General features: G+C 63.0%; 20 protein-coding genes. 2 read left to right on the forward strand and 18 right to left on the reverse strand.

What is annotated here, in order from left to right; all coding sequences use genetic code 11:
- The first annotated feature begins 41 nt into the window (after nt 1–41).
- Complete coding sequence (locus DK870_RS02345; protein ID WP_161547792.1) at nt 42–5,930, forward strand: NEL-type E3 ubiquitin ligase domain-containing protein; 5,889 nt, start codon at nt 42–44, stop codon at nt 5,928–5,930.
- Here the strand turns inward: DK870_RS02345 and ureC are convergent.
- The 11 genes from ureC to urtA form a co-directional block, all read right to left on the reverse strand.
- A complete protein-coding gene (ureC, locus tag DK870_RS02350; RefSeq protein WP_161547793.1) occupies nt 5,927–7,627 on the reverse strand; it encodes an urease subunit alpha in 1,701 nt (566 codons plus the stop codon). The genes DK870_RS02345 and ureC overlap by 4 nt on opposite strands.
- A 137-nt stretch (nt 7,628–7,764) precedes the next feature.
- Nucleotides 7,765–8,070, reverse strand: coding sequence for an urease subunit beta (locus DK870_RS02360; protein ID WP_161547794.1), 306 nt, complete (start codon nt 8,068–8,070; stop codon nt 7,765–7,767).
- Complete coding sequence (locus tag DK870_RS02365; protein ID WP_090367086.1) at nt 8,067–8,600, reverse strand: GNAT family N-acetyltransferase; 534 nt, start codon at nt 8,598–8,600, stop codon at nt 8,067–8,069. The genes DK870_RS02360 and DK870_RS02365 overlap by 4 nt, the downstream gene beginning before the upstream one ends.
- A gap of 5 nt (nt 8,601–8,605) precedes the next feature.
- A complete protein-coding gene (locus DK870_RS02370; protein ID WP_090367084.1) occupies nt 8,606–9,118 on the reverse strand; it encodes a GNAT family N-acetyltransferase in 513 nt (170 codons plus the stop codon).
- Nucleotides 9,119–9,127: 9 nt separating this feature from the next.
- On the reverse strand, nt 9,128–9,430 hold the full coding sequence (gene ureA / locus DK870_RS02375) for an urease subunit gamma (protein WP_003171437.1): 303 nt from the start codon (nt 9,428–9,430) through the stop codon (nt 9,128–9,130).
- Nucleotides 9,431–9,433: 3 nt separating this feature from the next.
- Complete coding sequence (locus tag DK870_RS02380; RefSeq protein WP_060755052.1) at nt 9,434–10,273, reverse strand: urease accessory protein UreD; 840 nt, start codon at nt 10,271–10,273, stop codon at nt 9,434–9,436.
- A 31-nt stretch (nt 10,274–10,304) separates the two neighbouring features.
- A complete protein-coding gene (gene urtE / locus DK870_RS02385) occupies nt 10,305–11,003 on the reverse strand; it encodes an urea ABC transporter ATP-binding subunit UrtE (protein WP_090367080.1) in 699 nt (232 codons plus the stop codon).
- 126 nt (nt 11,004–11,129) lie between these two features.
- Entirely contained in the window at nt 11,130–11,963 is an 834-nt protein-coding gene (gene urtD / locus DK870_RS02390) for an urea ABC transporter ATP-binding protein UrtD (protein ID WP_162493818.1), read from the reverse strand.
- Nucleotides 11,960–13,027, reverse strand: coding sequence for an urea ABC transporter permease subunit UrtC (gene urtC / locus DK870_RS02395; RefSeq protein ID WP_161547795.1), 1,068 nt, complete (start codon nt 13,025–13,027; stop codon nt 11,960–11,962). The genes urtD and urtC overlap by 4 nt, the downstream gene beginning before the upstream one ends.
- Nucleotides 13,027–14,529 carry an urea ABC transporter permease subunit UrtB gene (gene urtB / locus DK870_RS02400; RefSeq protein WP_161547796.1) on the reverse strand — a complete coding sequence of 501 codons (1,503 nt, stop codon included), beginning with the start codon at nt 14,527–14,529 and terminating at the stop codon, nt 13,027–13,029. Before urtB ends, urtC begins: the two co-directional genes overlap by 1 nt.
- Before the next feature lie 134 nt (nt 14,530–14,663).
- The gene (gene urtA / locus DK870_RS02405) at nt 14,664–15,929 is read right to left on the reverse strand and encodes an urea ABC transporter substrate-binding protein (protein ID WP_104995386.1); all 1,266 of its coding nucleotides are present in this window, start codon (nt 15,927–15,929) and stop codon (nt 14,664–14,666) included.
- Nucleotides 15,930–16,189: 260 nt separating this feature from the next.
- Here urtA and DK870_RS02410 point away from each other — a divergent pair, with 260 nt between their 5' ends.
- Complete coding sequence (locus DK870_RS02410; protein WP_161547797.1) at nt 16,190–20,776, forward strand: DUF4329 domain-containing protein; 4,587 nt, start codon at nt 16,190–16,192, stop codon at nt 20,774–20,776.
- On the opposite strand, the gene DK870_RS02415 is transcribed toward DK870_RS02410, so the two are convergent.
- The 7 genes from DK870_RS02415 to DK870_RS02445 form a co-directional block, all read right to left on the reverse strand.
- The gene (locus DK870_RS02415) at nt 20,771–22,144 is read right to left on the reverse strand and encodes a PepSY domain-containing protein (protein WP_161547798.1); all 1,374 of its coding nucleotides are present in this window, start codon (nt 22,142–22,144) and stop codon (nt 20,771–20,773) included. The two genes, DK870_RS02410 and DK870_RS02415, sit on opposite strands and share 6 nt — an antisense overlap.
- A gap of 116 nt (nt 22,145–22,260) precedes the next feature.
- On the reverse strand, nt 22,261–24,321 hold the full coding sequence (locus DK870_RS02420) for a TonB-dependent copper receptor (protein ID WP_161547799.1): 2,061 nt from the start codon (nt 24,319–24,321) through the stop codon (nt 22,261–22,263).
- Between the two features lie 95 nt (nt 24,322–24,416).
- Complete coding sequence (locus DK870_RS02425) at nt 24,417–24,806, reverse strand: DUF2946 domain-containing protein (protein WP_161547800.1); 390 nt, start codon at nt 24,804–24,806, stop codon at nt 24,417–24,419.
- A gap of 11 nt (nt 24,807–24,817) precedes the next feature.
- Entirely contained in the window at nt 24,818–25,300 is a 483-nt protein-coding gene (locus tag DK870_RS02430; protein ID WP_161547801.1) for a copper chaperone PCu(A)C, read from the reverse strand.
- 46 nt (nt 25,301–25,346) lie between these two features.
- Nucleotides 25,347–25,742 carry a DUF2946 domain-containing protein gene (locus tag DK870_RS02435; RefSeq protein ID WP_090367063.1) on the reverse strand — a complete coding sequence of 132 codons (396 nt, stop codon included), beginning with the start codon at nt 25,740–25,742 and terminating at the stop codon, nt 25,347–25,349.
- A 98-nt stretch (nt 25,743–25,840) separates the two neighbouring features.
- Complete coding sequence (locus tag DK870_RS02440; RefSeq protein WP_060755040.1) at nt 25,841–26,128, reverse strand: addiction module antidote protein; 288 nt, start codon at nt 26,126–26,128, stop codon at nt 25,841–25,843.
- Nucleotides 26,121–26,435 carry a type II toxin-antitoxin system RelE/ParE family toxin gene (locus tag DK870_RS02445; RefSeq protein WP_060755039.1) on the reverse strand — a complete coding sequence of 105 codons (315 nt, stop codon included), beginning with the start codon at nt 26,433–26,435 and terminating at the stop codon, nt 26,121–26,123. The genes DK870_RS02440 and DK870_RS02445 overlap by 8 nt, the downstream gene beginning before the upstream one ends.
- Nucleotides 26,436–26,471: the final 36 nt, after the last annotated feature.

A 26,471-nucleotide genomic window follows, 5' to 3' on the forward strand; every position in this document is an offset into this window, starting at 1 on the left:
TTGCGTAGGCTGAGGTTTCCATCAGTGACGGACGACCGCTCATGTCAGACCGCAAAACCCCAGCACCGCGCCCCGAAGGTGTGTTCCATGCCGACCTTCGGGGTGTCCACTACGACTTTATCAAGGCCCGCGTGCCGAGCTGGTTCAGCCAGGCGCGGGCGCCGCGCCGGCAGGAACTGGCCGACCACGCGCTGGTATTGCCCGCGTGGTACGTCAAAGCCTCGGGCACCCAAAAACAAGCGCTGGCCGCCAGCCATAGCCGGTACCGCGCAATCTTCAATCAGGTCGATGCCACCCTTGCAACGATCCAGGATGTGCAAGCGTTTGCCGAACCCTTGCTTAAAGCCGCGATCAAGGAACGCTTCAAGCTCGATATAGACGTGCGCAACGTCTACCTGGCGCGCAAGTTCGCGCCCGGCGCCCGTGATGATTTCTATGGTTTTTTCAGCTTTGACCGCACCCGCACATCGCGGCTGGATGAGGAGTACCGGGGCGTGTCGTTGCTGGAAGTGGCCCTGGCCAACTTCCTGCCCGAAGAAGAACACCCGGCGCGTTGCGCCGATTGCGAAATCATCACCGGCTGGGGCCGCTACGACGGCGACGTCATCCCGGACTTCGCGGCGGTCAACTCCCAGGCCAAGCCCATTGCACCTTCTGCGTTCGCCAAACTGTGTCGCAGCCTGGATCTGGGTCGCCTGTACCAGCAACACATCAAGGATATCCTGCAACCCAAGGACGAGAAAAAACGCCAGGCGCTGGTCAAGCAACTGCAGGAGCATCAGCGCCAGCAACTGGCGCTCAGCACTGAAATCGCCTGGCAGCAATTCGCCAAGAAGCCCAACAGCTACCTGGTCGGTGCCGGGATCAGCAGTGATGCCTACCGGATGCTCAAGCATGTGCTCGCCGCCAAGGCCGCTCCGACGCTGGATGGCCGCCCGGTGACGTTCGCCAACCTGCAGTTGCTGGGCGTGGAGCTGGTCGGGCCGTTGTTGATCGGACCCAGGCGCAAGCGTGCGGCGCGGGTCGAGCGCCTGGTGGTGTACCTGCCCGATGACCCTCAGCAACCGCTGAAGGAATACGCCAATCTGTACGAGTTTCTGGCCGACTTGGGCGAGCGCTTGAAGAGCCTCGAGTACCGGCGCTTCTTCAGCCGGTTCGTGCCGGTGCCCGAGCAAGGAGCATTTTTCGACAAAATCAGCGCGCTGTGCCGGCCTTCGCGGTCGGTCCAACCCGCGGAGCTGGCGATGGACGAATCGACCATCAAAGGCGACCTGTGGCAGCACCGCCACCAGGCCCATGTCGACAAAATCCTCGCCGACGCCCGCGCCGTGGCGGTGCCCACCGATGACGAGGACGCCAAGGCCCGTGCGGCACGGTTGGAAGGTTTCAAGGACGCCGTGCTCAGCGTGTTCAACCTGGCTGCCTTCGTGGTACCGGGCCTTGGCCCGCTCATGCTGGTGGTGGGCGCCGCGCAGATGTGCGAGGAAGTGTACGAAGGCATCGATGCCTACGAACAAGGCGAGCCCCGTGAAATGTGGGCGCATTTTTCCAGCATCGCGCTGAACGTGGCCATGCTCGGCACGGGCGCAACCGTGCTGCCTCACGTGCAAGTCTCCGGTGTGGTCGAGGCACTCAAGCCGGTGATCCTGGCCGACGGCAAGCAGAAGCTGTGGAACCCGGACGTGTCACGCTACAAAGCCAATATCCAGCTGGCCACGGATGCCAAACCCGACGGACTGGGCCTGTACCGTCACGAGGGAAAACCGGTGCTGGTCCTTGAAGGCGAGCACTATCAGGTCGAGCAGGAAACCGGCACCGGCCAGTACCGTGTGCAGCACCCAGTCCGCACGGACGCCTATCGTCCGCTGCTGGAGCACAACGGTGAAGGTGCCTGGACCCACGAAGGCGAAGACCCGCTGACCTGGGGCGAGGCGACCTTGCTGCGGCGACTGGGCAAACCGGCCGCCCACCTCAGCGCCGAGCACTTGCAACAGGCGCGGCTGGCCAGCGGGGTCGAGATCGAAGCGCTGCGTGAAGCATTGTTCGACCAGCACGCCACGCCGCGGCTGTTGGCCGACAGCCTCAAGCGCTTTGCCTTGCATCGCGAGCTGGAGAACAGTATCGAGCAATTGCGCAGTCGCAATCCTGCAACCTACGCCAAGGCCGATGCGACGCTGCAACTGGAGCTGATGAAACGCCGTGGCATGCTCTCCAACGAGCCCTCGCTGCGTGTGCTCGGCAGTGACGGGCGTGAGCTATGGAACGACCCGGCGCCCGCGTCCCAGGTTCGCCGGGTCGTCGCACTGGATGCGGTGCAACAAGCGCGGGGCGAATTACTCGAACAGGTGCTGTACACCCTGCAAGGCAGCGACCCGGCGCTCAAGGACATACCCGGCATGGCCGCGCAGACGCTCGGTGAGCGCGCCACCCAGTTGCGCCTGTACCTGGCCGACGCCGCCGAACAGCTCAAAGGCTCGCTGCTGGAAGAGCGCTATAAGGCGCAGAACTGCTCCGCCGATGTCGACGTGCAGCGTGTGCTCAACACCTACCCGCAATTGCCCGCGCCGGTGGCCAGGCTGTTGCTCGATGGGATGAGCGCCGAGGATCTGCAAGTCTTTCGCAGCAGCCGGCGCCTGCCCGGCCCGATCCATGAGCGGCTGCGCTGGAGCGAGCAGGAGGTCCGGGTGTCCCGCGCCTATGAGGGCCTGTTCCTCGACTCGATGAGCAATATCGACACTCAGCGTCTTGCGCTGCGCACCTTGGAACTGTTGCCGGGTTGGGCACGCGGTACACGCCTGGAACTGCGCGAGCATTTTGCCGAAGGCCAGGTGCTGGATGCCATCGGCCATCCCGAGGCCACTGCGCGGCGAATCCTGGTGCAGGACGCCGATGGGCAGTTTCAGGGCGAGGACTTTTACACGGCGCTGTGGCAAGTGCTCACGCCGGCCGAACAACAGGCGATGAATTTCACCCACGTGACGCAGCTCAAGTCGGCCATCCTGCGCAACCCTTTGCCACGCGAACCCTTGCGTACGGTGTTGCTCGACCACCCGTTACGCCGCCCGGTCATTGACCCCACGATGCGCCTGCTCGGGGGAGGGCGCGGTTTCAAGCAACTGGTGAACACACTGCGCAGCAATGAGGCGCGGGTGCGGCGCTTGTACCCTTCGTTTTCCGATGCCGATGTCAGTGTGTATATCCAGTTCCTGGGGGCCGATGTGCGGGTCCGGTTGACGCAATTGGAAGCCGACTACGCCAACCTGGATCGCAGCCTCAAGACCTGGGTGCGCGCCACCGATACGCCGTCCGATGCCAGTGGCGCGCGGTTCGCCATGGACATCCGACGTTGCTGGCGCCGCGAAACCGGCAGCGAACTGTCGCTGTCGGCCATCGCCCCGCGCAGCCTGCCGGCGCTGACCGCCGATTTCAGCCACGTGCAGGAACTGGCCCTCGGCAAAATCGTCTGGAATGCCGACACCCAGGTCTTCCTGAAAAACTTCATGCACATCCGCGAACTGCGCATCAGCGATACCGGCATGACGGAACTGCCCGATATCGTCGGCGACCTGCGCCAGCTGACTCATCTGCGCTTGCGCGGCAACCGCATTCGCCTGACCGACGCCAGTGCTGGAAAACTCGCCGGGCTGGATCAACTGCAAAGCCTTGACCTGGCCGGCAACCCCCTGCACATAACGCCGGATTTCACTGCCCTGCAGCGCCTCAAATTCCTCGACCTGAGCAATACCGGCATCACCCAGTGGCCCCGGGGCCTGCTGAGCCAGGCCGACCTGCTGCGCGTGGACCTGCGCAACAACCAACTGAGCGAGATCCCGCGAGAACACCTCTACCCGCAGGCCGAACATTTCCAGCGCACGATACAGATCAATGGTGTGACGGTGATCGGCGGCAACCCGTTCTCCGAGGCCTGCATGCTGGAAGTGGACAACTATTGGAAGCGTTTGGGCGAGGTCGTACCGGAGTTGGCGCAGAGTGGTATTGCCGATGCGTTTTCCGTCGAGTCCCCCGCCATTTTGACGGTGCAACGCATGTACCCGGACAAGACCATCAAGGCCGCCAGAGAGTTGATCTGGAGCCTGGGCGAGGGCGCCGAAGCGGAGTTGACGAGGCGTGCGACCGAATTCGACAGGCTGACCGAACAGCTCAACGCCTGGGCTTTCTCCGGTGGCGGCGCCAGTGAACGCTATATTCGCTCCGATCAACTGCGCAGCAACGCGACGACGCGGGATGACCGCTACATCGCCAAGTCACGCATCCTGCAATGCTGGCGTCGCGAGACGCCGATGAAACTGGCCCATGACGGTACTCCCATCGGCCTGGAGCTGGACCTGGGCAATCTACGGCTGCCCAGCCTGCCGGACCTGGACGCGGATTTCTCGCATGTCGGTTCGCTCAAGCTCAGCGGGATGGCACTGAGCGCCTCTCCCGAAGGCTTCCTGGCGCGTTATCGCAGCGTGCGCTGGCTGGATCTGTCGAACAACCAACTGCGTGAACTGCCACCGGCCCTGGGCGAGATGCACGGGTTGACGCGCTTGTTCTTGCAGAAAAACCAGATCCAGTTGACCCCGCAGACCGCCGAGGTCCTGGCCGGTCGCAGCAGCCTGCGGGCGTTGTGGCTGGACAACAACCCACTGGGCATCGCGCCGGATTTCAGCCGGATTCCCGACATGCGTTCGCTGAGCCTGAAAAACGTCAATATCGACACCTGGCCGCCGGGGTTGGGTGAGCAGCCGCTGCTGGACATGGTCGACTTGAGTGGCAACCAGATCACCACGCTACCGGACTTCCTGGTCGCGCCGCTGCCCGAACAACGGGCGCAATCGGTGCGCCTGAGCCGGGTGGCCAACGTGAGCAACAACCCGCTGAGCGAAGCGACGCTGGCGCAGGTGCGGGTGTATTCCGAACGCCTCGAGCAGAACGCATTGAGTGAGCCGGGCAGCCCGAACCTGTTGGTGGTCTCGGCCTTGCGCATTGCTCACCGTGAACTCTTGAATACGGCCCCAGGGTTGGTGTTCGAGCGCTGGAGCCTGGGTTTTTCCGAGGAGCAATTGGCGACGCGCAGGGCTCAGTGGCTGGCACTGCGGGAACGGCCGGGGAGCGCGGGGTTTTTCCGGATGCTCACCGATTTGCACGTGGTCAGCGAGCAGCACACCGACCTGCAAGGCCGCGTCTGGGAGGTGATCGACTGCATCACGCAAAACAGCAGCGAGTCGGAGCGCCTGCGCGAGCAGATGTTCGAATGGGCCGGCCGGCCGGCGTGTTGTGATCGGGCGGCGTTGTCGTTCAGCAACGTCGAAGTCATGGCGATGGTCTACAAGGCACGGGCAGCCGCCACGGACGCGACCCAGGGCGCGGCATTGCGCAAACTGTCGCGGGGGTTGTTCCGCTTGGATGAGGTGGAAAAAATCGCCCTCAACGACATTGCCGAACGGACCGCTGCCATCAACGCCACGCCGCATTTGAGCGATGCCGAGAAAGCCCGACGCGTCAGCCGCCTGGAGGAGGTCGAAATCCGCCTGGCTTATCGCTTCGGCCTCAAGGGCGCCGACCAGCTCGACTTGCCCGGCCAACCGGAACAGGTGCGATTCACCAATATGGGGAATGTCACCCAGGCGATGCTCGACAGCGCTCGCACGCGGGTGCTCGCACTCGACAATTCGCCGCAGGAGTTCGAAGCGCTGCTGTCCCGGGACTTCTGGCTCGACTACGTGACGCATAAATACCGTACGCAGTTCGATGCCCTGAGCAAGCCGTACCAGGAGCGCCTGGCGGTGCTGTACGAGCAGTCCGCAACCGGCCTGCTGACCGGCGATGAATATGCCGCACAGGCCAAGGACTTGCAGGCCCAACTAGCGATCGAAGAGGCCAACCTGATCGAAGCGTTGACCCGTGAGGAACTGGCCGCAAGTTAAAACAGGAAATAGCGCTGCGCCATCGGCAGCATTTCCGCCGGCTCGCACCACAGCAACACGCTGTCGGCCTTGACCTGGTAGGTTTGCGGGTCGACGTCGATCTGCGGCAGGTAGTCGTTATGGATCAGGTCGCTTTTCTGTACCGAGCGGCAGCCCTTGACCACGCCGATCTGCTTTTTCAAACCCAAGGCTTCGGGCAGCCCGGCGTCAAACGCCACCTGGCTGATAAAGGTCAGGCTGGTGGCCTGTAGCGAGCTGCCGAAGCTGGCGAACATCGGGCGGTAGTGCACCGGTTGCGGGGTGGGAATCGACGCGTTGGCATCGCCCATCAGGCTCGATGCGATCGCCCCGCCCTTGAGAATCAACGTCGGCTTGACCCCGAAAAACGCCGGGCGCCACAGCACCAGGTCGGCCCACTTACCCACTTCGATCGAGCCCACTTCATGGCTGATACCGTGGGTGATCGCCGGGTTGATGGTGTACTTGGCGATGTAGCGCTTGATGCGGAAGTTGTCGTTGCCGGCGCCGTCGCCGGGCAGGGCGCCGCGCTGTTTTTTCATCTTGTCGGCGGTCTGCCAGGTGCGCGTGATGACTTCGCCGACGCGGCCCATGGCCTGGCTGTCGGAGCTGATCATGGAGAATGCGCCGAGGTCGTGCAGGATGTCTTCGGCGGCGATGGTTTCGCGACGGATGCGGCTTTCGGCAAACGCCACGTCTTCGGCAATGCTCGGGTCCAGGTGATGGCAGACCATCAGCATGTCGAGGTGTTCGTCGATGGTGTTGCGGGTGAACGGCCGCGTCGGGTTGGTCGAGCTGGGCAGCACGTTGGGGAAACCACAGGCCTTGATGATATCCGGCGCATGGCCGCCCCCGGCACCTTCGGTGTGATAGGTGTGGATGGTACGCCCCTTGAGCGCGGCGAGGGTGGTTTCGACGAAGCCGGACTCGTTCAGGGTGTCGCTGTGGATCGCCACCTGCACGTCGTACTCATCGGCCACGCTCAGGCAGTTGTCGATACTCGCCGGGGTGGTGCCCCAGTCTTCATGCAGCTTCAGGCCGATGGCGCCGGCCTTGACCTGCTCGATCAGCGGCTCGGGCAAGCTGGCGTTGCCCTTGCCGGTAAAACCGATGTTCATCGGGAACGAATCGCTGGCCTGGAGCATGCGTGCCAGGTGCCATGGCCCGGAGGTGCAGGTGGTGGCGTTGGTACCGGTGGCAGGCCCGGTGCCGCCGCCGATCATGGTGGTGACGCCGCTGGTCAGCGCCTCTTCGATCTGCTGCGGGCAGATGAAGTGTACGTGGCTGTCGATACCGCCGGCGGTGAGGATCATGCCTTCGCCGGCGATCACTTCGGTGCTGGCGCCGATGGCGAGGGTCACGCCGGGCTGGATGTCCGGGTTACCGGCCTTGCCAATGGCGGCGATGCGGCCGTTCTTCAAACCGACGTCAGCCTTGACGATGCCCCAATGGTCGATGATCAGCGCGTTGGTGATGACCGTGTCGACGACTTCATGGGCGAGCAATTGGCTCTGGCCCTGGCCGTCGCGGATCACCTTGCCGCCGCCGAATTTTACTTCTTCGCCATAGACCGTGAAGTCTTTCTCCACTTCGACGAACAGCTCCGTGTCGGCCAGGCGGACCTTGTCACCGACGGTGGGGCCGTACATGTCGGCATAGGCTTGTCTGGAAATTTTCATCGCACGTTATTCCTCGATCGTTCCCACGCTCTGCGTGGAAATGCAGCCCTGGACGCTCTGCGTCCGCTCTTAAAGTCGTGACGCAGAGCGTCACCGGATGTATTCCCACGCGGAGCGTGGGAACGATCAGTGAAGCCCTAAAGATCACCCATGACTTTCCCGGCGAAGCCAAATACCCGCCGTCCACCGCTCAAATCCACCAACTCGATTTCACGACTTTGCCCCGGCTCAAACCGCACCGCCGTGCCCGCCGGAATATTCAGGCGCATGCCACGGCTGGCGGCGCGGTCGAAGGTCAGTGCGTTGTTGGTCTCGAAAAAATGGTAATGCGAGCCGACCTGGATCGGCCGGTCGCCGCTGTTGGCCACGCTCAGGCTGACGGTGCGCCGGCCCACGTTGAGTTCGATGTCGCCAGGCTGGATCTGATATTCGCCAGGAATCATGCAGGTTGCCCCAGTGTCTTGAAGTAGATGGCGGTCGGGGTGTAGCGCCCGTCCGGGCTTTGGCAGTAATCGGGCAGTTCGCCGAGCTTGGTGTAGCGCAGCGCCTGGTAGAAGGCTTCGGCGGCCGAACCGGCCTCGGTGTCCAGGTACAGCAGGCCACGCTTGTGCTGGCGGGCGGCGAGCTCCAGGGTATGCATCAATTGTTGGCCCAGGCCATGACGCCGCGCGCTGCTGTGCACCAACAGCTTCTGCACCTCGGCGCGGTTCAGGCCGTTGGCCTTCTGGCACAGCGCCAATTGCACGCTGGCGATCACCTGCTCCTCACGGACCACCACCCACAGCAACAGGCTGCCATCCTCGATGCTGGCCTGCACGCCGCTCAGATAGACGCGGGCCTGGGCCTCATCAAAGTCGGCCATGAACCCGACGCTGGCGCCATGCTTGACCGCGTCCAGCAACAGCTCGACCAGGCCCAGACGGTAATGGGCAAAACTTTCAGCATTCACTCGACGCAGGTGCGTGGCGCTCATCGGGGTCACTCCTGGGGTGGCTCGGCACCCGGGTTCAGGGCCAGTTGCATGAAGGTCAAGTCCAGCCAGCGGCCAAACTTGATACCTACTCGGGGCATCTGCCCGGTCGTTATAAAACCTTGGCGCTCATGCAGGCGGATCGAGGCCTGGTTGCCGCTTTCGATGGCGGCGACCATGACGTGTTTGCCGCAAGCCCGCGCGCGTTCGATCAGGGCCTCCATCAAGCGTGGACCGACCCCTTTACCGCGTTGGTCGCTGCGCACATACACCGAGTGCTCGACGCTGTAGCGAAAACCTTCGAACGGCCGCCAGTCACCGAACGAGGCGTAGCCGGTGACTTCATTGTTTTCGGTGGACACCAGCACCGGATAACCCTGGGCCTGACGCGCACTGAACCAGGCCAGGCGGTTGGCCAGGTCCACCGGTTGTTCGTTCCAGATCGCCGTGGTGTTGCGCACCGCGTCGTTATAGATATCGCGGATCGCCGGCAGATCCTGTTCGGTTGCATCACGAATCATGGGCGTGCCTCAGGCGATGGGTTGGTGGACGGTGACCAGCTTGGTGCCGTCGGGGAAGGTGGCTTCCACCTGGATGTCCGGGATCATTTCCGGGATGCCCTCCATCACTTGTTCACGGCTGAGCAAGGTGGTGCCGTAGTGCATCAGGTCGGCCACGGTGCGGCCATCGCGGGCACCCTCCATCAAGGCGGCGGAAATGTAGGCGATGGTTTCCGGGTAGTTGAGCTTCACGCCGCGCGCCAGGCGCCGCTCGGCGACCAAGCCTGCTGTGAAGATCAACAGCTTGTCTTTTTCCCGTGGGGTCAGGTCCATGGTTCAGGTGCTCCAGATTCGGGGTGAAACGGCTTCGCGGCCCAGCGTCGCCGGGCGCAGCAGCCGCCATAAATCGATCAGCCAGGCGCGTGCCAGCAGCGCTTCGCCGGCCAGGCAGCGGGCGACCAGCAGGCCGGGCAGTTGGGTCAGGTCGCCGCGCACGGCGTGGGGCAGGGCGCGGCAGGTGTCCAGCAGTTCAGGCTCGATGTCGGCCGTCAGCAGCAACGTCGCAAAGACCGGCTGCCCGTCCAGGCCGATGGGCGAGTCGAGCAAACCGTCGGCACCCACAATGCGCTGGCGCTCATGCCAGAGCAACCGGCCGTCGCGGCGGATATCCAGGTGTGATTGAAAGTGGCCGAGGTCGAAGCGTTCGTCGCTGGCCGGGCGGCCCAGGGCGACCACATCCCAGTAGAACAGCCGTGCGTCGCCGTGCAGCTCAATACGGGTGCTGAGCTCGGCTTGAGCGGCGCTGAACACGATGGTTTCCTGGGGCAGCCACTCCAGGGTGGCGCCGGCTTCGACGGTCAAGTCCAGGTGCTGGAAGGCCGGGCTCTGGGCGCGGTACCACTTGGCCGCGCCGGGGCTGGTCAACTGCGCCCAGGCGCCTTCGCCCACCCGTGCGCTGATCGCCAGGCGGTCGCCGCCGGCGATTCCGCCGGGCGGGTGCACGATGATGTGTTGGCACACCTCGGGGCCTTCAGCGTACAAGTGCTTCTGCACCCGTAGCGGGCCGAGGTGGCGACGCATCACCGGGCGCGTCGTGTCGCCGAAACGCGCGTAGCCGAGTTCCAGCGCAGCATGCCAGCTGGGGGTGAACAGGGCAGGGGAAACGGGCAGGTTCATGGCAGAGTGCTTATCGTTAGAAGGCTACAGATTAGATGGTTACCAAGCCGCGTACACCCTCGCGTTCCATATTTTCACCACGGCCTTGCTGCAGGATTTCACCGCGAGACATCACCAGGTACTGGTCGGCCAATTCGGCGGCAAAGTCGTAGAACTGCTCGACCAGCAAGATGGCCATATCCCCGCGCTCAGCGAGCTTCTTGATCACCGCGCCGATCTCCTTGATCACCGACGGCTGGATGCCTTCGGTGGGTTCATCCAGGATCAGCAGCCTCGGTCGACTGGCCAGCGCCCGACCGATAGCGAGCTGTTGCTGCTGGCCGCCGGACAGGTCGCCACCACGGCGATGTTTCATCTGCAGCAGCACCGGAAACAATTCGTAGATGAAAGCGGGCACTTCCTTGGCTTCTGAGCCTGGAAAACGCGAGAGCCCCATCAGCAGGTTTTCTTCCACCGTCAGCCGCCCGAAAATTTCACGACCCTGGGGCACATAGGCGATACCGGCCTGTACGCGCTGGTGCGGTTTGAATCCAGTGATGGCCTTGCCCTCCCAATTGACTGCGCCTTCCTTGGCCGGCAACAGGCCCATCAGGCACTTGAGCAGGGTGGTCTTGCCCACGCCGTTACGGCCGAGCAGGCAAGTCACCTCGCCGATCTTCACCTCGAAGGACAGCCCGCGCAGGATGTGGCTACCGCCGTAATACTGGTGCAACTTGTCGACTTGCAGCATGTTCAAACTCTCCTCAATCGATCGTTCCCACGCTCTGCGTGGGAATGCCGCTAAAGTCGTGACGCGGAGCGTCACTGGATGCGTTCCCACGCGGAGCGTGGGAACGATCAGCGGTCCGTCGCAGGTTTAGCGACCGAGATAGACTTCGATCACCCGCTCGTTTTCCTGTACCTGCGCAAGCGACCCTTCGGCCAGCACGCTGCCCTGGTGCAACACGGTGACGTGGTCGGCAATAGAGCCGACAAAGCCCATGTCGTGTTCCACCACCATCAACGAATGCTTGCCCGCCAGGCGCTTGAACAGTTCGGCGGTGAATTCGGTTTCGGCGTCGGTCATGCCCGCTACCGGTTCGTCCAGCAGTAACAACTGAGGGTCTTGCATCAGCAGCATGCCGATTTCCAGGAACTGCTTCTGGCCATGGGACAAGAGCCCGGCCGGGCGCTGCGCCGAGGCGCTGAGGCGGATGGTGTCGAGTACCTCGGCAATGCGGTCTTTCTGTTCGCCGCTCAGGCGCGCGCGCAAGCTGGCCCATACCGACTTGTCGGTCTTCTGCGCCAGCTCCAGGTTTTCGAACACACTGAGGGCTTCGAACACCGTGGGTTTCTGGAACTTGCGGCCAATCCCGGCCTGGGCGATCTGGACTTCGCTCATGCCGGTCAAGTCCAGGGTTTCGCCAAACCAGGCGTGGCCCTGGCTGGGGCGGGTCTTGCCGGTGATCACATCCATCAGCGTCGTCTTGCCTGCCCCGTTGGGGCCGATGATGCAGCGCAGTTCACCGACGCCGATGTACAGGTTCAAGTCGTTGAGCGCCTTGAAGCCATCGAAGCTCACACTGATGCTCTCAAGGGTCAAAATGGTGCCGTGACGGGTATTCAGGCCCTTGCCGGCGGCCTGGCCCAGGCCGATGGCGTCGCGGCCGATGCCGGCATCAAAAATAGGTTCGAGCATGACGTTCCTCATTTCTTCAACAGCCCGATAACGCCCTTGGGCAGGTACAGGGTGACGATGATGAACAGCGCCCCGAGGAAGAACAGCCAGTATTCCGGGAACGCCACGGTGAACCAGCTTTTCATGCCGTTGACCACACCGGCGCCGAGCAGCGGGCCGATCAACGTGCCGCGCCCGCCCAAGGCCACCCACACGGCCGCTTCGATGGAGTTGGTCGGCGACATTTCGCTGGGGTTGATAATGCCCACTTGCGGCACATACAAGGCCCCGGCCAACCCACACAACACCGCGCTCAATACCCACACGAACAGCTTGAAGCCACGCGGGTCGTAGCCGCAGAACATCAGGCGGTTTTCCGCGTCACGCAGGGCCGTGAGCACCCGGCCGAACTTGCTCTTGGCCAGCCGCCAGCCGATCAACAGACTCGCGACCAGCAGCAGCACCGTCGCGACGAACAACACCGCTCGCGTGCCAGGCTCGGTAATGCCGAACCCGAGGATGCTGCGAAAATTGGTGAAGCCGTTGTTGCCGCCAAAGCCGGTCTCGTTGCGAAAGAACAACAGCATCCCGGCAAAGGTCAGGGCCTGGGTCATGATCGAGAAGTACACGCCCTTGATCCGCGAACGAAAGGCGAAGAACCCGAACACCAGCGCCAGCAGGCCGGGCGCCAGGACCACCAGGCACAACGCCCAGAGAAAGTGTTGGGTGCCGAACCAGTACCAGGGCAATTCGGTCCACGACAAAAAGGTCATGAACGCCGGCAATTCATCCCCGGCCGCCTGGCGCATCAGGTACATGCCCATGGCGTAACCGCCCAGCGCAAAGAACAGGCCGTGCCCGAGGGACAACATGCCCGCATAACCCCACACCAGGTCCAGCGCGAGGGCGACGATGGCGTAGCAAAGGATCTTGCCCACCAGGGTCAGGGTGTAGGCCGAGACATGCAATGCGTTGTCCGGCGGCAACAATGACAGCAGCGGCAGGGCGAGCAACACCACGAGGACCAGCGCGCCCAGCGCAATCGTCAGCTTGGGGCCGGCCTTCTGCGTGGCCGTCAGCATCAATGGTTGGTTCATCAGTCGATCACCCGTCCTTTCAGTGCGAAGAGTCCCTGCGGGCGTTTCTGGATAAACAGAATGATCAGCGCGAGGATCAGGATCTTGCCCAGCACCGCACCGATCTGCGGTTCCAGGATCTTGTTGGCGATGCCCAGCCCGAAGGCCGCCGTCACGCTGCCGGCCAACTGGCCGACACCGCCGAGCACCACCACCAGGAACGAATCGATGATGTAGCTCTGGCCCAGATCCGGGCCGACGTTGCCGATCTGGCTCAGCGCGACGCCGCCCAAGCCGGCGATGCCGGAGCCCAGGCCAAAGGCAAGCATGTCCACACGCCCGGTGGGCACGCCACAGCAAGCGGCCATGTTGCGGTTCTGGGTGACGGCGCGTACGTTCAGGCCCAGGCGTGTCTTGTTCAGCAGCAACCAGGTCAGCACTACCACGCACAGGGAGAAGGCGATGATCACGATGCGGTTATAGGGCAGCACCAGGTTGGGCAGCACTTGAATACCGCCGGACAGCCACGCGGGGTTGGACACCTCGACGTTCTGGGCGCCGAATACCAGACGCACCAGCTGGATCAGCATCAGGCTGATGCCCCAGGTGGCGAGCAGGGTTTCCAGCGGGCGGCCATAGAGGTGGCGGATCACCGTGCGTTCCAGGGCCATGCCGATGGCGGCGGTGACGAAAAACGCCACCGGCAGCGCAACCAGCGGGTAGAACTCGATGGCATGCGGCACATAGCGCTGCATCATCAATTGCACCACGTAGGTCGAGTAGGCACCGAGCATCAGCATCTCGCCGTGGGCCATGTTGATCACGCCGAGCAGGCCAAAGGTAATCGCCAGGCCGAGCGCCGCGAGCAACAGGATCGAGCCCAGCGACAGGCCGCTGAACGCCTGGCCGAGCAGTTCACCCAACATCAATTTACGCTTGACCTGGGCCAGGCTGGTTTCGGCGGCGGTGTGCACGGCCGCATCGGTTTCCACGCCGGGGGCGAGCAGGGCTTCAAGGCGGGTGCGCGCCAGCGGGTCGCCGGTGCCACCCAATAGGCGTACGGCGGCGAGGCGAACAACTGGGTCGGTGTCCACCAATTGCAGGTTGGCCAAAGCCAAGCTGAGGGCGGTGTGCACGCCTTCGTCGGTTTCAGCGGCGACTTGCTGGTCGAGAAATTTCAGTTGCGTGGGCTGTGCGCTTTTTTGCAGGGTCTGTGCAGCGGCCAAGCGCAGCTTGGGATCGGCAGCGAGCAATTGCTGGCTGGCTTGTACGTTGTCGATCAGGCCGCGCAGACGGTTGTTCAGGCGTACGGTTTTGGTTTCACCGTTGACCGTGAGTTGGCCTTGTTGCAGGGCGTCCACCAACTCGATGCGTGCAGGGTCGGGCTGGGCGGCCCAGTCCTGGAGCAGCCTGGCTTGTTGGGCCGGGTTGGCGGCAAGGAAGTCTTCGGCGTCGTTGGCGTGTGCGGCAAAGGGCAGCAACAGCAGTGCCGTCAGGATGAAGCGGTAAAGGGCAGTGGGCATAAACAAGTTTCCTATAGATCGTTCCCACGCTCTGCGTGGGAATGCCGCCTTGGACGCTCTGCGTCCGCGTTGTGACGCAGAACGTCACGCGATGCATTCCCACGCAGAGCGTGGGAACGATCAGTACCGCGGGCTTAGTTGCTCTTGACGGCGTAATCCGGCTTCTTGTCATTCCCCGGGATGTACGGGCTCCACGGTTGAGCACGGATTGGCTCATTGGTTTGCCACACTACGGAGAACTGCCCATCGGCCTGGATTTCGCCGATCATCACCGGCTTGTGCAGGTGGTGGTTGGTCTTGTCCATGGTCAGGGTGAAGCCCGACGGCGCGGCGAAGGTCTGGCCGGCCAGGGCTTCGCGCACTTTATCGACATCGGTGGACTTGGCTTTCTCGGCGGCCTGCGCCCACATATGGATGCCCACGTAGGTGGCCTCCATCGGGTCGTTGGTCACTGCTTTATCCGCGCCCGGCAGGTTGTGGGCCTTGGCATAGGCTTTCCAGTCGGCGACGAACTTCTTGTTCACCGGGTTTTCCACCGACTGGAAGTAGTTCCAGGCAGCGAGGTTGCCCACCAGTGGTTTGGTGTCGATACCGCGCAGTTCTTCTTCACCGACGGAGAACGCGACCACCGGCACTTCGGTAGCTTTCAGGCCCTGGTTGGCCAGTTCCTTGTAGAACGGCACGTTGGAGTCGCCGTTGACCGTGGAGATCACCGCGGTCTTGCCGCCGGCGGAGAACTTCTTGATGTTGGCGACGATGGTCTGGTAGTCGGCATGGCCAAACGGTGTGTAGACCTCTTCGATGTCTTTGTCGGCGACGCCTTTGGAATGCAGGAACGAGCGCAGGATCTTGTTGGTGGTGCGCGGGTAGACGTAGTCGGTGCCCAGCAGGAAGAAGCGCTTGGCGCTGCCGCCTTCTTCGCTCATCAGGTATTCCACGGCCGGAATCGCCTGCTGGTTCGGCGCCGCACCGGTATAGAACACGTTGGGCGACATCTCTTCGCCTTCATATTGCACCGGGTAGAACAGCAGGCCGTTGAGTTCTTCGAACACCGGCAACACGGATTTACGCGACACCGAAGTCCAGCAGCCGAACACCACGGCGACCTTGTCCTGGGTCAGCAACTGTCGGCCTTTCTCGGCGAACAGCGGCCAGTTCGACGCCGGATCGACGACCACCGGTTCAAGCATCTTGCCGTTCACACCGCCCTTGGCGTTGATCTCATCGATGGTCATCAGCGCCATGTCTTTGAGCGACGTCTCGGAGATGGCCATGGTGCCGGACAGAGAGTGCAGGATGCCGACCTTGATGGTCTCGGCGGCCTGTACGGTCCAGGTCAGGCCCATGGCGGCAATGGATGCCGAAAGAGTGAAAGCCTTGATCAAGCTGCGACGCTTCATGGTGCGTTCTCCGTGAACCCAAGTTTTTGTTGGACAGATGACAAGGCTTTTGCAAGGGGCATGCCCGCTTTGTCCGCCTGCACAATCAGCGTCTCGGGCGCGGGTTCGCTGCGCAGGGCGTGCACTATATCGGCGCTCGCTTTCAAGGCGGGTTCACGCGTTGCACAGTGCTGGTGCGGGACGATTAACTATCTAACGCCTTGGTCAGGTTGGGGTGTTCAGGATGTCGGGACATTCGAACACACACCCAAGGAGCCCCCATGGACGATTCTTTTTCACGCGATAAACGCGCCGCGTTGCCCCAGGGGCACGCCAAGCTGGGTGCCTTGACCCCGGCGTTCATCAGCGCCGACGACGTGGCGCGCTATCTTCATGAGCGTATCGGCAACCAGCACGACAAGGAGTACGGTTGCGTGATCCTGCAGCGGCACTCGGACCAGCTGTATGTCGGCACAGAGCCCCGGGCGGATCGGCCGACGACGTTCGACTTCACACTGTTGCTCGACCGCATCAGCGCCGATGGCGAATACCGCCAGCCGGACGGCTACACGCTGGTTGCGACATTGCATTCGCACCCTGACACCCAGGCCGACACCCAGAAGCAGAACCCGCGCTTTACGATGCAGCAGGTCAAGGCCTTCATGAGCTTCTATTCCATTCCGGATGTGATCCTTGCCCAGCAAGACCGGCGGACGCTGCCGTATGCGTATCTGTCCGGCCCGGACGGCACGTTGCTGCGCTATCAGGTCAGCCACTCGGAGGAGGAAACGCAGTATGCACGCTGGTTGTCCGAGAGCGGCCCGTGGGACTCGCCGCATGCCCATGACGGCAGCCTCGAGGGGGTATTTAAAAAGCTCGCTGCGGTCGGCACTCTGCGATTTCTGCTTTCCAGTCCCAATTGGGGGGGATCGGTAGGGGACGTGCCTGCCGATTGGCAACCCTATCAGCCCTTCAGCGCGGCGCCGCTGCCCCTGCCGTGTGGCCCGGTGTTCACCCGCCAGGAGCAGGCGCTGACACAGGCCTGGACGCGTATCCAGCGCCAACCCACCGTACGACAGCAGGTGCTGGTGTTACAGCACAGCGTCAAAGGCCTGTATACCGCCGCCGAACCGCAACCGCCCGCTCAGCTCAAGCAACTGCCGCCCCTGCCGGAAGGCTTTCACCTGCACGGTGTGTACCTGCATTCGCGACCCTTGCCTGGCAACTATCCCGAGCTGGAAGCCTGGTTGTACAAGAACTTCATCAGCCCGCTGGAGCTGGCGCAGTGCATTGCCCAGTTTCGTGGCTATGCGCTGGCACAGCCTTCGACCCTGGGCGCCTCGCTGTTTATTCGCCTGCGTGATGAGGCGCTGTTGCGTTATCGGTTCTCCGGCTCGGCGGACGAATCACTGCTGTTTGCGACTGAGGCCGATGGTGCGGTTCGTGATCAGGGCTTGCAGGCGCAGTTGGCCGGCGGCGCTTTGCTGACGCGCGACTATGTGCTGCGCGTGGCCAGGGCCGGCGAGCTGACGGTGGAAAAAACCAGTGCCCTGTGGGATCGCCCCGGAGTGGTCGACGCCCACTGGCGCCCCTATTCGAACCGCGTACTGATGCCGCTCAAGCAGGCTTTTCTATCGGCCGACGACGCCGCCCGGCATGCGCACCTGCACATCGACGAACAACGCGACCAGGCCTATGGCGGGTTGATCCTGCAGCGCAGCGACGGGCGTTTCGTGGCCACTGACCCGGTGCGGGCCCAGGGCAGCCCGTTCACGCTGGATGGCGGCTACCCGAAGGACCGCCAGGGTGGCCTGATCATTTTGCACGCCGGCCATCGCCTGCATGCACGATATGGGTCGCGGCGGGCATTGTGGAAAACTGACCGCGCCCAGGGCACGCGACTCAAGTGGAGCCACAAGGAGGCCGAGCTGCATGCGCAGATGTTCAGCGACCTGGATATACAGGCCATCCTGCAATCCCATTGTCCGGGTTACCTCTCGGGAACGCAGGACAGCCTGATCGCGTTCCAGCCGGGCGAGGCGACGGCGGCTTGGCGCCAGCAGTGGCAGACACCGGCCTCCGGCGGCATGAGCCCGATCGCCCAACGTCTGGACAGCGGCGCGATCAAGCCTGCCGATATTGTGCGCATCCTGGCCGAGCCTGGCACTCTGCGTGTGATGACCGCCAGCAAGCTGTGGGGGCCGGCGGAAAAGGTCGAGACGGATTGGGCGCCGTTCGTGCGGGTGCTGGAGTTTCAACGGCCCGGCGCGTTGAGTTATGGCGCCGTGTTCGCCAGCGCCGACGCTGCGGCCCTGGACCTGCAGCATCGGCAACCGGAGCGCGCCTACCCGCGCTATGCCAACGTGTTCTTTGCGTTCATCTTCAAACACCAGAGCCGTGAGGAATATGTCGCCAGCGAGTGGGTGCCGGTCACGCAGAAAACCCCACTGCTGTCGCTGCCTGGTGTGTCCGCCAACCCGGTGCCTGAAGGCTTTGCCTGCCAGGGCGTGTACTACACCCGGCAAACGGCGGGCAGCCGTTCGACGGCATGGCTGGAGCGACTGTTTATCCTGCCCGATGATTTGAGCACGGCCATCATCGAGGGGCGCGCCGCGATTCCCTCATCGAGCCGTGGTGCGACGATTTATATCGCGCCGCCGGAAGGTGCCTTGTTGAGTTACCGATCACCCTCGCCCCGTGGTCTGTTCGAGGCCGAGAGCAGCGGTGACAGCGTCGAGCAGATCAAGGCCAAGTTGAGTTTCGGTACCCTGGACGGGCCTGGGTTCGTGCGCAAGGTGGCTGCCGCCGGCGAGTTGCGGGTGGTTGCCGCCAGCCCGTGCTGGGACCGCCCGGGTATCGTCTCGGCCACCTGGGAGGCTTATGCGCATCTGCCGCGTCGGCCCATGAGCGCGGCGTTCCTGTCGATGGACGATGCCGCGCGCTACGTGTGCAGCAGAATGTCAGGAGGAGGGGGCACAAGAAGCTATGGCGGGGCGATTCTGCGTCGCGATGACGGCTGGTTCATCGCCAGCGAACCCCTGTGGCTTGCCGATGAGGCGTTGGAGCAGAGCTGGCTGTTTCCCGATGAGTTGGTGGCCCGTGGGCTTTACCCTGAGCGCTGCAAGCTGGTGGCCTATTACTCTTCGCGTCCGGTGATGCGGATGCCGTTCCTGCTGACGAGCGAGCAGGCCACGGTGTACAGCAACATGTTTTCCACCCGGCTGCTGGCCCACGCGATGAGCGAGGGCCACAAGGGCATCACGCACTATTCGCTGGGCCAGGACGGCTCGCTGATCCGCCTGCTGGCGACGGCCCGGGTCAAATACCCGCTGATCACTCAGGCCAACCTGGTCATGCGCCCGCACAACCGTCGCGACTGGCTCTATGGTGAGACTGAATGCGCGTTGCGTTCCGGCGAGTTGACGCCTGTGGAGTACGTCAACCGGGTCGCCGCGTCGTTCTCTCTGGACGTGGTGCTGGGCGGCGCTCTATGGGGCACGCAGGGGCCGGTGTCGGGCTGGGTGCCTTACGCCACACCACACACCGCCGAGCGCGGTTATCTGCGAGCGCGGCATGACCCGGCGTTTGGCCCGGTCTGTACGCAACCGGACGATGCTGCGCGGTTGTTGTCCCAGGCGCTGACCACGTGCGACGAGCTGCAAGTCGGTTATCTGCTTAAGTCCCAGGACGGCCACTACGTCGCGACCTTGCCGATCAAGGACAGTGGTGCGCGGTTCGCCCATCGACGGGTGTTCAGCGACGCGGGTTACCCGCTTGGCTACGCAATGGCCGGGCTGTACTTTTGCGTGTCGCAGCCCGTCGAGTTGCGTCCCCGTGGCGTCACCATCAGTGGCGACGAGATTTTTCAGGGGCTGTTTTCGCCCTACGACCTCAAGGATGCGCTGTATCAGGTCCGTGGCACCCGTGAACGTGCCAGCCTGCCGTTGTACATCTTCTGTGCCGACGGCGCCTTGCTTAAGTTCGTGGTGGTCAACGATCGGTTTGTTCAATACCGCGACCTGTCGGATTTGCACGCACGGGTGCTGAGCCCGCGCGATTTCATCCGGCGCATGGCGGCGGCCGGCGACTTGCGCATCCTGCGTTCCAGTGACAACTGGCCGGGCCTTGGGGTGGTGGACAGCCAGTGGCAACCGGGGCGTTCGCAGGGTGTGCCGGCAGAAGACGAACACCCCCTGAGCCTGGGGCCGGTGTACATCCATGCCGAGGATGCGGCGCTGCATATCCATGAACTGGCGGGGCAGTTTGCCGGTAAACAGTACCTGGGGGCGCAGCTGAAAAACACGGGGGGCAGTGGCTACCAACCGGTCCTTCCGACGCTGGACCAAGGCTACCCCTCCCTAGTTGCCGAACGCTTGTTCCCCCAGGCTTTCAAGGGCATCGGCCCGGCCCGCAGGGTGCCGCAGCTGCCGGAGGGCTACCGGTTCTGCGCCGCGCACCTGGTGTTTCACGACGGGCTCGACCAGCCTGAAAGGGCGAGTGAGGACAATTACCGCAGGTCCTTCGTCTCGTGGCGTGAAGTGGGTTTCTACGTCCACGCCTTGAAGAGTGCCGGGGTGGCGATCAACGCGCTGTACCTGACCACACGCGATGGTGCCCTGTTGAGCTACCAGCCAAGTTTCAGCAACGATGAGTACAACCTGTTGGACACCGGCCTCAAATGGTCCCTGGCCGGCGGCTACACCGCGTATGCACCAGCCCCCTCCCATGTGGTTCTGGAGCTGGCGCGCCTCGGTGAGTTGCGGGTGATTCACCCGTCGGCGTTCTGGCGTCTGCGCGGAAAACTCGGCGCGGACCTGGCCTCCTCGGTCGGCGAGGTGGTGCTGGTACCGACCAAAGACGAGCTATGAGCCGCTCGCGCTTTGCCAGAAAAACCGTGACAGCACCAGCCGGTCCAGGGCCCACATCAATACCAGTGAAACCCCCACCAGCGGGAACAGGAGCGCCAGGCCGAACATAATCACCATTGCGGTTTTCCACCTGGGCAGGTCATGGCGCAGCGGCGGAACCCCTAAACCGCCTGCTGGGCGGCGCTTCCACCAGATCACCAGGCCGCTGACCGCGCTGAGCAGAATCATCAGGCAGATCAGCAAGACGATGATCTGGTTCACCACGCCGAACATCTTGCCCTCGTGCAGCATTATGCCGGTCTCGGTGGCGCGTGCGACGTTGTTGTAGTGTTGCCAGCGCACATCGGCCAGGACCTTGCCGGTGTATTGATCCACATGCAGGGTGGCGTCGTTGCGCGGGTCGTCGGCGAATACCGCGACCGTGAACACGCCGGTGGTCGTGGTGGGGAAGGTGATGCTGTAGCCGGGCTCGACCTTGCGTGCGCTGGCCAGGTCGACCACTTGTTGCAGGCGCAGCGCCGGTGCGGCTGGGCCTGCATGCATGGCGCCGTGGTTCATGTGTTCGGCATGGTCGCCGGACATCGGCATGGGGGTGTTTTCCACGGCCCACGGCACGGTCTGTTGGCTGGCGGTATTGAGGGTGCGTGCCTGCTGGTCGGACTGCGGCACGTTGTTCCACATGGCGTCCGGGAAGCGGTTCCACAGCTCGGCATACTGCTTGCCCCAGAAGCCGGTCCAGGTCATGCCGCTGAGCAACATCACCAGCAGAAACGCGGCGCCCCAGAAACCGACCACGGCATGCATATCGCGCCAGAACACCCGGCCGCGTGCATTCAACCGAGGCCACAACACACCGGCCGCCGACTTGCCGCGCGGCCACCACAGGTACAGGCCCGACACCACCAGCATCACGCCCCAGCCGGCGGCGAGTTCCACCAGGCGATCGCCGACGGTACCGATCATCAACTCACCGTGCAGGGCTCGGGCGATGGCTTGCAGGTTGTATTTGGCGTCCTGTTGGCCGAGCACGGTGCCACGATACGGGTCGACGAATACCGTCACTTCGCGGCCGTCGTTGTGCATGATGAACTGTGCGCTGCGGGTGGCGTCGGCCGGTGGCAGGTATTTGCTGATCCGGGCTTGGGGGAACGCTGCCTGGGCTCGTTGCAATTGCTCATCGGCACTCAGGGCATGCTCGGCGCTGGGCACGGTCAGCAGGTCGCCATACATCAGCGGGTCGAGCTGGGGTTTGAACAGGTAGATGATGCCGGTGAGGGTCAGCAACACCATGAACGGGGCGACGAACAGGCCGGCGTAGAAGTGCCAGCGCCAGGCCAGGTTGTAGAAGGAAACTTTTTGAGTGGACATCAGGGGCTCCGCAAGGCGTTGGTTTTTTTGTGTCAGGTAGGCCGCTAATCGGGGGCCAGCCCCCTCCCACATTGGAATGCATTGCAAATGTGGGAGGGGGCTTGCCCGCGAGGCGGTCAGAAGCTCATGTCGACTTTGGTCCAGAGGGTGCGCCCCGGTTCCTTGAGGGCTTGCGGGTCGTTGGCCGGGTAGCCGAACCCGGCATTACCGGCCAGGTTCAGGTGCTCGGCATAAGCCTTGCCGAACAGGTTGTCGACGCCGGTGCTGACCTTGAAATTCTTATTGATGCGGTACGCGGCGTTCAGCGAGAACACGCCAAAACCGCCGCTCTTGTCGAAGTCCTTGCCGACCACGTTGCCTTGGTTCGGGGCGATGCGATTCTGCGCCGCGACCACTCGCCACAAGGCGCCGGCGCTCCAGTCATCTTCGCTGTAGGTCAGGCCGAAACGGGCATCGAGCGGTGGCATTTGCGGCAGGGCCTTGCCATCGCTGCTGTTCTTGCCCCAGGCGTAGGCGAGGGTGGCGTCGGCCTTCCAGTTGCGCGTCAGCTTGTAGGCTGCGCCCAGTTCACCGCCCATGATGCGTGCATCGATATTACGTGCCTGGGAGGTGGTGCCCATCATGCCCGGCCTGTAGTCGAACAGAATGAAGTCCTGCACCCGGCCGATGTAACCCGAGGCCCAGGCTTCCAGGTCGGCGGTTTTGTATTGCGCGCCGAAGTCGAGTTGCGTGGTTTTCTCCGGCTTGACGCCATCGAAGGCGTTGACCGAGCCGGCCGCGCCGGTGTTGGGGGAAAACAGTTCCCAGTAGTCCGGGAAACGTTCGGCGTGGCCCAAGCCTGCATAGACGGTGGTGGGTGTGTCAGCCAGGTCGTGCTCGTAGCGCACAAAGCCCGACGGCAGGGTATCGGCGCGCGTGTCGTCGGCGGTGGGGTTGGGGCGGGACATCATGCCCGAGCCGGTGGTCTGGCGGAAATCCTTGGCCGAGGCGCGGTCCAGGCGTGCCCCGGTGATCAGGCGGTCGCGGTCGGCGGCGTACCAGGTCAGTTCGCCGAACACGCCGTAGTTGTGGAAGTTGGCGTCCTTGTTGCGCGGCAGATCCTTGTACGTGTCGATGCCCATGCTGCTGCGCTGGCGGTGTTCATTGGTTTGCGCGTCCAGGCCGCTGATCAATTGCACATCGGCCCAGCGCCAGGTGGCCTTGATGCGGGCACCGAGGGTGCGACGGTCGACGTTGGAGGCCATCGGCCCGGCCATCATGCCCGTGCCCGACGGTACGCGCAGGCTGTAGTTGTCCATCACGTGGTCGGCATAGTTGTAGTAGACCTGGGCTTCGACCTTGTCCAGCACTTCGCCGATATTGGACTTCTCGAAACGCAGGCCCAGGCTTTCGCGCAGGAACTGCGAGCCGTCCATGCCGCGCCCGGCGTAACGCGCTTCCCCATCACCGCGCCCGGCGGTGAGTTCCAGCAGGGTGTCGGCGTCGGGCGTGAAACCGACGGCCACGTCGCCGTTCCATTTGTCGTAGCGCGAGGCGACCGTTTTGTTGTTGCCGTCCTTGTAATCATCGGCGTGGGCTTGGTTGCCGATCACCCGCACATAGCCCAGCGGCCCGCCGGCGGCTGCATCGATGACCTTGTCGAAACGCCCATTCGAACCGGCCAGTACGCTGGCGTTGACCCGCGTGCCCAACTCACCGAACTGCTCGGGTTCGCGGTCGAACAGGATCGTGCCGGCCGATGCGCCAGGGCCCCAGAGCACGGTTTGCGGGCCTTTGATCACGGTCAGCTTGTCATAGGTCTCCGGTGAGATGTACGAGGTGGGCGCATCCATCCGCCCGGGGCAGGCGCCGAGCATCATGCCGCCGTTGGTGAGGATATTCAGGCGCGAGCCGAACATGCCGCGCAGCACCGGGTCGCCATTGGTGCCGCCATTGCGCACCAGGGCAAAGCCGGGGATGGTCTTGAGGTAGTCGCCACCGTCGCTGGCGGGCACCGGTTGGCGCGGGTCTTTCGGGTTGGTGATGACCGTCAGCGGCGAGCTCGGCGCGATCGCGGTGATCACGGTAGGGCTCAACTCGTGCTCGTCGGCATGGGCCTGTGGAACCAGCAGTGCGCCGCACAGAACGGCGAAAACGGGGGAGCATCCCAAACGGGAGTCAGCAGAAAACCTGGACATGAAAAATTCCATCAATCATTCGTAAACAACACGGCCAGCAGCCTGCGGCTGTCTGTCTAAAGTCGGCCGGGGTGAAGTAACGGTGCTTGGTGCGCTTACGTAAGGATGGGTGGGGCGCGGCTGCGGGCGCCGGGGAAGATGCTCTGCCGGGCATGGCCCAGGCGCGTGGCGGGGGTGAGGGCGTTGGCGGGCGGCGGGGTATCAAGCAGCACCGGCGAAACGCTGCCGGGCAAGGCCGGGCAGCTGAAGAGCAGGTCGCAATAGCCGCACTTGGCCCAGAGTGCGTGGTGTTCGTCAGGTGCTTTTTTGTGATGGGCTTGGCCATGCTCCATCGGCATGTTCATCGACATACCGGCGTGATGATCCATCGGCATCGCTTGGGAGATCAGCGGACCGATAAAGATCATCAACATGGCGAACAGGCTGATCCAACTGCCGCGTTTCACGCGGCGGTGCACCGATAGCCTGGCGCGAGGGGCGCCCATTGTGTGTCAGCCTATTGGGCGTGCTTATGCTCGTGGCCGGCCATCGGTGGTGTTTTCTGCACCGAGACCTGTACCTGCACCTTGCCGGCTTTTTCGAAGGTCAATACCAGTGGGAACTGCTTGCCATCGGTCAACAGGCTGCGGTCTTTGAGCCCCAGCAACATCACGTGATAGGCCATCGGTGCGAAGGTCAGCTCGCCCTTGGCCGGCACTGCCACGCTGGGTACTTGCTGCATCTTCATCAAGTCGCCCTGCATCACATGCTCATGCAGCTCGGCCTTGTCCGCCACCGGCGTTTGCACGCTGAGCAGGCGGTCCGGCGTTTCACCGGTGTTATGAATCACAAAATACGCCGCGACGGTCGGCGCATTGGGCGGCAACTCCTGGGACCAGGGTTGGCTGACCAGCAAGTCGCCGGCCTTGTAGTCCTCGGCGTTGGCAGCACTGAACACCGGCAACAGCAACGCAGCCAGAAGCAGGGAAGATTTGAGCATGGCAGTTCTCCAGAACGGTTCTAAACGCAGTTCACTTGCGAAGACATCAGGCCGTTGGAGAGGCGCGAGGGTTGAGGCTGGGCCATTGCTGGCGCGGGGTTGGGGTTTGCACCCGGGGCGCCGGCAAGCTTTGCGCGGCGTCGAACCGGGTGACATACAACTGCGGCACATGCCCCGGCAGCGCCACCAATGGCGCCGAGCCCGAGCAACACCAGCAGTGCTGCATGGCGGAATGATCGTCCTGCTGCGGCGCCGGAATCTCCAGTTTGCCCAGGGCGATGGTCTTCAGGCTGGCGCCATTGGAGGAGCAGAAACTGCCCCACAGCAATTGCTGCACGGGGTCCTGGGACTGTTGCATCGCCCCGGCCATCGGCATGGCAAAGGCGTTGAACAGCACTGCAAGGCAGGCGATCCACACAATTGCAAAGCGTTGACGGGCCATGGCGGACAATCCGTAGGGGTTTAACGATCAGGGGGGTATTTAGCCTGATCGGGGGGGATAAGTAAAAAGCGGTGGTGTGGTTTGGTGTCGCAGTGCTATCAGCGAGCGCTGGCGTGGAGCTTCAGCCCCAGCGCTTTCATGACCTTCATGATAGTCGCGAATTCGGGATTGCCAGTGCTGGAAAGGGCTTTGTACAAGCTTTCGCGTCCGAGGCCGGCGTCGCGGGCGATTTGGGTCATGCCTTGGGCGCGAGCGATATGATTAAGGGCTGAACGAATCAGCAATCCGTCACCTGAATCCTCCTCGAAAGAGGCTTCAAGATACTCGGCCATGTCCTCGGGGGTCTTGAGGTATTCGGCTATGTCGAAATCTTTAAATTCAGTCATGGACCACTCCTTTTTTTCTAAACTCATCTGCAATTTGTTTCGCACGCTGAATGTCGCGCTGTTGCGTTGATTTATCGCCTCCTATCAACAGCAGGTAAACCACCTCACCTATGCGCATGAAGTAAACCCGGTATCCCGGGCCATAGTGGATGCGCATTTCCGATACGCCATTTCCAACGGTTTCGCAGTCTCCGAAGTTGCCCATCGTTGCGTTATCTAATCTTGTCAGTACTCGTCCACGGGCGGGTTTATCGCGCAACGAATGAAACCACTCCTGAAACTCGGCGGATCTCTTGAAACGGATCATCTCGAATCGTATTCCTTGGGATACAGCATGACAAGT

The organism is Pseudomonas sp. Q1 (assembly GCF_009935975.1).
GTDB classification, from domain to species: Bacteria; Pseudomonadota; Gammaproteobacteria; order Pseudomonadales; family Pseudomonadaceae; genus Aquipseudomonas; species Aquipseudomonas palleroniana.

Excerpts from the sequence above, each read along its gene's own strand:
- DK870_RS02345 (WP_161547792.1), top strand. The coding sequence starts at position 42 with ATGTCAGACCGCAAAACCCCAGCACCGCGCCCCGAAGGTGTGTTCCAT.
- ureC (WP_161547793.1), bottom strand. The coding sequence starts at position 7,627 with ATGAAAATTTCCAGACAAGCCTATGCCGACATGTACGGCCCCACCGTC.
- DK870_RS02360 (WP_161547794.1), bottom strand. The coding sequence starts at position 8,070 with ATGATTCCTGGCGAATATCAGATCCAGCCTGGCGACATCGAACTCAAC.
- DK870_RS02365 (WP_090367086.1), bottom strand. The coding sequence starts at position 8,600 with ATGAGCGCCACGCACCTGCGTCGAGTGAATGCTGAAAGTTTTGCCCAT.
- DK870_RS02370 (WP_090367084.1), bottom strand. The coding sequence starts at position 9,118 with ATGATTCGTGATGCAACCGAACAGGATCTGCCGGCGATCCGCGATATC.
- ureA (WP_003171437.1), bottom strand. The coding sequence starts at position 9,430 with ATGGACCTGACCCCACGGGAAAAAGACAAGCTGTTGATCTTCACAGCA.
- DK870_RS02380 (WP_060755052.1), bottom strand. The coding sequence starts at position 10,273 with ATGAACCTGCCCGTTTCCCCTGCCCTGTTCACCCCCAGCTGGCATGCT.
- urtE (WP_090367080.1), bottom strand. The coding sequence starts at position 11,003 with ATGCTGCAAGTCGACAAGTTGCACCAGTATTACGGCGGTAGCCACATC.
- urtD (WP_162493818.1), bottom strand. The coding sequence starts at position 11,963 with ATGAGGAACGTCATGCTCGAACCTATTTTTGATGCCGGCATCGGCCGC.
- urtC (WP_161547795.1), bottom strand. The coding sequence starts at position 13,027 with ATGAACCAACCATTGATGCTGACGGCCACGCAGAAGGCCGGCCCCAAG.
- urtB (WP_161547796.1), bottom strand. The coding sequence starts at position 14,529 with ATGCCCACTGCCCTTTACCGCTTCATCCTGACGGCACTGCTGTTGCTG.
- urtA (WP_104995386.1), bottom strand. The coding sequence starts at position 15,929 with ATGAAGCGTCGCAGCTTGATCAAGGCTTTCACTCTTTCGGCATCCATT.
- DK870_RS02410 (WP_161547797.1), top strand. The coding sequence starts at position 16,190 with ATGGACGATTCTTTTTCACGCGATAAACGCGCCGCGTTGCCCCAGGGG.
- DK870_RS02415 (WP_161547798.1), bottom strand. The coding sequence starts at position 22,144 with ATGTCCACTCAAAAAGTTTCCTTCTACAACCTGGCCTGGCGCTGGCAC.
- DK870_RS02420 (WP_161547799.1), bottom strand. The coding sequence starts at position 24,321 with ATGTCCAGGTTTTCTGCTGACTCCCGTTTGGGATGCTCCCCCGTTTTC.
- DK870_RS02425 (WP_161547800.1), bottom strand. The coding sequence starts at position 24,806 with ATGGGCGCCCCTCGCGCCAGGCTATCGGTGCACCGCCGCGTGAAACGC.
- DK870_RS02430 (WP_161547801.1), bottom strand. The coding sequence starts at position 25,300 with ATGCTCAAATCTTCCCTGCTTCTGGCTGCGTTGCTGTTGCCGGTGTTC.
- DK870_RS02435 (WP_090367063.1), bottom strand. The coding sequence starts at position 25,742 with ATGGCCCGTCAACGCTTTGCAATTGTGTGGATCGCCTGCCTTGCAGTG.
- DK870_RS02440 (WP_060755040.1), bottom strand. The coding sequence starts at position 26,128 with ATGACTGAATTTAAAGATTTCGACATAGCCGAATACCTCAAGACCCCC.
- DK870_RS02445 (WP_060755039.1), bottom strand. The coding sequence starts at position 26,435 with ATGATCCGTTTCAAGAGATCCGCCGAGTTTCAGGAGTGGTTTCATTCG.